The organism is Ilyobacter sp., from assembly GCF_041583315.1.
Taxonomy (GTDB): Bacteria; Fusobacteriota; Fusobacteriia; order Fusobacteriales; family Fusobacteriaceae; genus Ilyobacter.
In genome coordinates this window covers 1-4,223 of the sequence record NZ_JBFHGC010000234.1, presented here as the reverse complement: position 1 = coordinate 4,223, position 4,223 = coordinate 1, and the positions used below count along the sequence as shown (strand labels likewise).

Annotated in this window: 3 protein-coding genes; 2 read left to right on the top strand and 1 reads right to left on the bottom strand. The window is 34.9% G+C overall.

From position 1 onward, the window contains the following. Positions 1-1,112, bottom strand: a 1,112-nt coding sequence (locus ABZA26_RS08940) for a hypothetical protein (protein WP_372714174.1), incomplete at its 3' end; no start/stop codon positions are given. A gap of 175 nt (positions 1,113-1,287) precedes the next feature. On the opposite strand from ABZA26_RS08940, the gene ABZA26_RS08935 reads away from it, so the two are divergent. Together ABZA26_RS08935 and ABZA26_RS08930 are read left to right on the top strand one after the other, a co-directional pair. Next, entirely contained in the window at positions 1,288-3,861 is a 2,574-nt protein-coding gene (locus tag ABZA26_RS08935; RefSeq protein ID WP_372714173.1) for a CBS domain-containing protein, read from the top strand. 168 nt (positions 3,862-4,029) lie between these two features. Further along, the coding region (locus tag ABZA26_RS08930) for a hypothetical protein (RefSeq protein WP_372714172.1) at positions 4,030-4,223 on the top strand (194 nt) is incomplete at its 3' end.

Genomic DNA, 4,223 nt, shown 5'->3' with positions numbered 1-4,223 from the left:
TTCTCCCCTATACCCTCTGATTTTTCAAGCTTATAGAGTGTAAATTTCGAATGGCTGTACTCCTTGAAGGCATTTAAAATTTTTCTGCTTGTCATCTTGTGCTTTTGGTTGTCGTATACAAATTTTATGCTGACTACCTTTCCCTTTACAGGAGAGGTACTCTGATTGAGGTAGGAAGCAAAAGTGGCTTCTGTGGACCTGCTTTTCTGAAGAATATGAAATCCCCCCCACTGTCCGAAATATTTAGCCTTGTCAAAATGACTGTAAACTTTAAGGAAATTATTATATATACTTTTTTCTCTCTCATCATTGAAATAATGGCTGTCAGCCACATTTTTGTATATTCTTTCAGTATCTATGGAATTGGAGAGAATAAACTCCAGGTCATAAAACTCGTCTTTGTTCAGCTGTTTTTTATAAATCTGTTTTCTGTTTTTCAGGTCTATGCTTATATTTTTTGTAATTTTACTGAGGCTGGAAATTTTTACCTTTTGAATATTTTTTAGGATATTTTCTGTATTTTTCATATTTGGACAGATATAAGAGCTGAGGGTGTCTAGTTCTTTTAAAACTTCCCCTATCTCAGGCCCTAGATTTTTATCTTTTAAAATACTGTTTAGATGGAGAATGGATATCCAGAACTGATGCTCTAAATCAAGGCCCACTATTTTTATTTTTTCTTTTTCAGGAAGAGATTTATTGTATGTATAGAGGCGTCTCCAAAACTCTACATCTTCTGCAGAATGATCATAGGAACCTGCTATTGAGTTTGTAACAAGGAAAAGATATCTCTCGTCTCCAGTGGATAGATATTTGTTCATATAGAAACTACTGCTGTAACCCATCTCTGCAAGGTAATGCCGGACTCCCGCATTTTCATTGAGGAACATGAGGAGATTCAGTCTCAGGGTGTAGTTTTCTTTTATACCGTGCATCTCTCCTGCCAGGAAGATGTCGTTTGCATTGAGATCCCCCGTCAGTTTATTATAATCTGAGGAGTCATAAGATGCTTTTAATTCAGATTTGTTTTTATCCAGATATTCTGATTTTTCTATATTGCTGCATGCTGAAATTGTCAATACCAGAAGAAAAATAGAGATGTATTTTTTCAAAAAAATCCCCCCTCTAAATGATGCTTATATATTATTATACTAAAAATATTGCATTTTTGCACATCAAAAATTCCATTGAATATTTATTCAATAAGAGGATAATCATTATAACTAGACTTTTATATTAAAAAAAGCTAAAATAAATATGAATAGATAAAGAAGGGCGGGGTCAAATATGGAACTGATTACAACACATATTTACGCAGACCTGGATGCACTTTCGTCCATGGTTTTGGCAAAAAAACTATATCCAGAAGCTGTGATAGCTTTTCCGGGAAATGTGAGTAATAATGTGAAAAAATTTGTCACCCTTTACCAGGATTTTTTGGGAATAACCAAAACAAAGGATGTGGACTTTGACCAGGTAGATAAGCTTATAGTGGTTGATACAGCTAAAGTTTCCAGAATAGGTAGATTTAAGGAGCTCATAGGGAAAGTTCCTGTGGAGATATATGACCATCATCCTGAAAGCAATGAAGATATAGAGGGTAATATAACCAGGGTAAGCTACGGCTCTAATACCACTCATATTCTAGAGCTTATAAAAGAAAGACTGGGCAGCAGTGTAAAGTTTGAAAAATATGAACTCAATGTGGCTTTGATGGGTCTCTATGAAGACACAGGCAACTTTACTTATTCTATAACCACTCCTAAAGACTTAAAGGCAGCGGCTTTTTTAATAAAAAAAGGTGGAGATCTGAAATTTGTCCATGAATACAGCACCAAGGGACTGAGAGAGGATCAAAAAGATACTTTTATCGAACTTTTAGAGGCTGGGGAGACTATAAAATTTTCAACTGAGAGGATATTTCTCACAAAGATATATTCGGAAGATTTTCTCGGTGGGATAGACGAGCTGATAAACAAAATAAAAGATGTAGAGGACTGTACTGCCTGTTTTATAATATGCGGAAATGATGAAAAGTCAAATATCATAGCCAGAAGCTCCAGTATAGGGGTTCCGTTAGATGAGATATTAGAAGGATATCAAGGGGGAGGACACCCTAGTGCATCCTCTGTGGTAGTCAGGGATATATCTGTAAATGATCTTTATAATCAGTTAAAAGAGATTATATTGAAAAATGTAAAAAAGGGTAAAACTACGAAGGAGATAATGTCCACTCCTGTGAAGACGATTACCATGGATACAAGACTCAGAGATGCACATAAAATAATGACTAGGTTTGGATATACAGGCCTTCCTGTAGTGGAAGACGGGAAATTGGTAGGGATAATATCCAGACGTGACATAGATCGCTCTATGGGGCATGGGTTTGCCAATGCACCGGTCAAGGTGTATATGACATCTAAACTCATAACAGCTTCTGAGGAAACCTCCATTGACGACCTGAAACAGACACTGGTAGAAAATGAGATAGGCAGAATTCCTATACTGAGAGGGGAAAAACTTGTAGGCATAGTAACAAGGGCTGACATTTTAAGATTTCTCTATGCACAGAAAAAAAGAATGGATATGAAAAAGAGAGAGGTTTCAAAGGCCATGAGAGAACAGCTTTTGGACAAGATTCCAAAAGATCTCATAGAGCTTCTGAAAGCCATAGAGAAAATAGCCAAGAAAAGAAAAGAAAAAGTCTATATGGTAGGAGGTATAGTGAGAGATATAATTCTCGGTATACCCAATAAAGACATTGATATCGTAGTGGAAGGAGAGGGAATAGCTTTTGCCTGGGATCTGAAGAATGAGCTCAATGGTGAAAAAATAGTCGTCCATGAAAAGTTTAAAACGGCTGTGGTGATAGTAAACAAAAATCTGAAAATAGATGTAGCTACATCGAGGGTAGAGTACTATGAGTATCCCACTTCACTTCCCAGCGTAGATTACGGAAGTATAAGGGAGGATATGTACAGGAGAGATTTTACTATAAATTCTCTTGCCCTGGAGATTGACTACCAGAAATTCGGAGAACTGGTTGATTTTTTCAACGGATACAGGGATATCCAAAACAGAGAGATCAGAATACTTCACAATTTTAGCTTTGTAGAGGACCCCACAAGAATAATAAGGGCCTTTAGATTTGCCAGCAGGTATAATTTTAAAATCGAAGAGGAAACAGAAAGATTTTTAAAAGATGCTGTGGAGAATGGTTTTCTGAAGAAGATCTCCTGGCCGAGAGTGAAAAATGAGTTTAAAATTATTTTAGGGGATAAAAATCCTGAAAAGGCTCTGAACTATCTGGAAAAATACGATGTTTTGAAGAACATTCATCATAATATAAGACTCACTGAAAAGATAAAAAAACACTTAGAAGATCTACAATCTCTAGATGGAATGATATCTCAACTAAAACTGAAGAAATGGATTATGGCTTTTTTGATTCTTATGGAGGATTTGAAAAGCGATGAAATAGAACTGATCTTTAATAAATTTAGTTTTTCTCAGGATTTCAGAAAAAAATATGAATACGGAATAAAAAAAAGGGTAGAGGTACTTTCAAAATTAAAAAAATCTGATAAAAATTCTGATATTTATGATATCTTAAATGAGATAAGTCTGGAAGTACTGATGCTGATCTACTTGGAAGGGAAAAAAACAGCAAAGGATAAGATAAAAAAGTTTATATCTGATATTTCCAAAGTAAAACCTCTTGTCACAGGTGCCGATCTTATCAGCATGGGTTATAAACCAGGTCCGGAATTCAGGAAAATACTTCAAGGGGCACTATATAGACAGCTTGACTTCAAAGATATTACAAAAGAACAGCTGCTCGTGAGTATAGGGAAGGCATAGGGGTAGACAGAGGAAACTTCTTTATCTATCTTTTAGTATAAACAATGAAACTGGTAAGATACTGTAAAAACAATAAAAAAATAAGAGTATAAAACTGGCTTTATTTATTTGAAAAAATCCCAAAATAATTTCAGATATTGGAAGTTATATATGAAAAAGGGGAATGGAATGTCAAAAAAAATTATTATAGTTATGTTTTTTATTTTTGCTGCAGTTCTGCAGGCAGATGAAAAAACCTATTATGAAGATGTAAAGATAAAACAGTTAGAAAAAGAGATGGAGAATATCCAGATCAAAATTAATAGGCTGAAAAAATCCAAAGAAATGAAAATGTCCAAAGAAAATGATGGTAAACGAGCTAA

What these genes read in the sequence shown, in the direction of transcription:
- ABZA26_RS08935 (WP_372714173.1), top strand. Translation starts at nt 1,288, where the DNA reads ATGGAACTGATTACAACACATATTTACGCAGACCTGGATGCACTTTCG.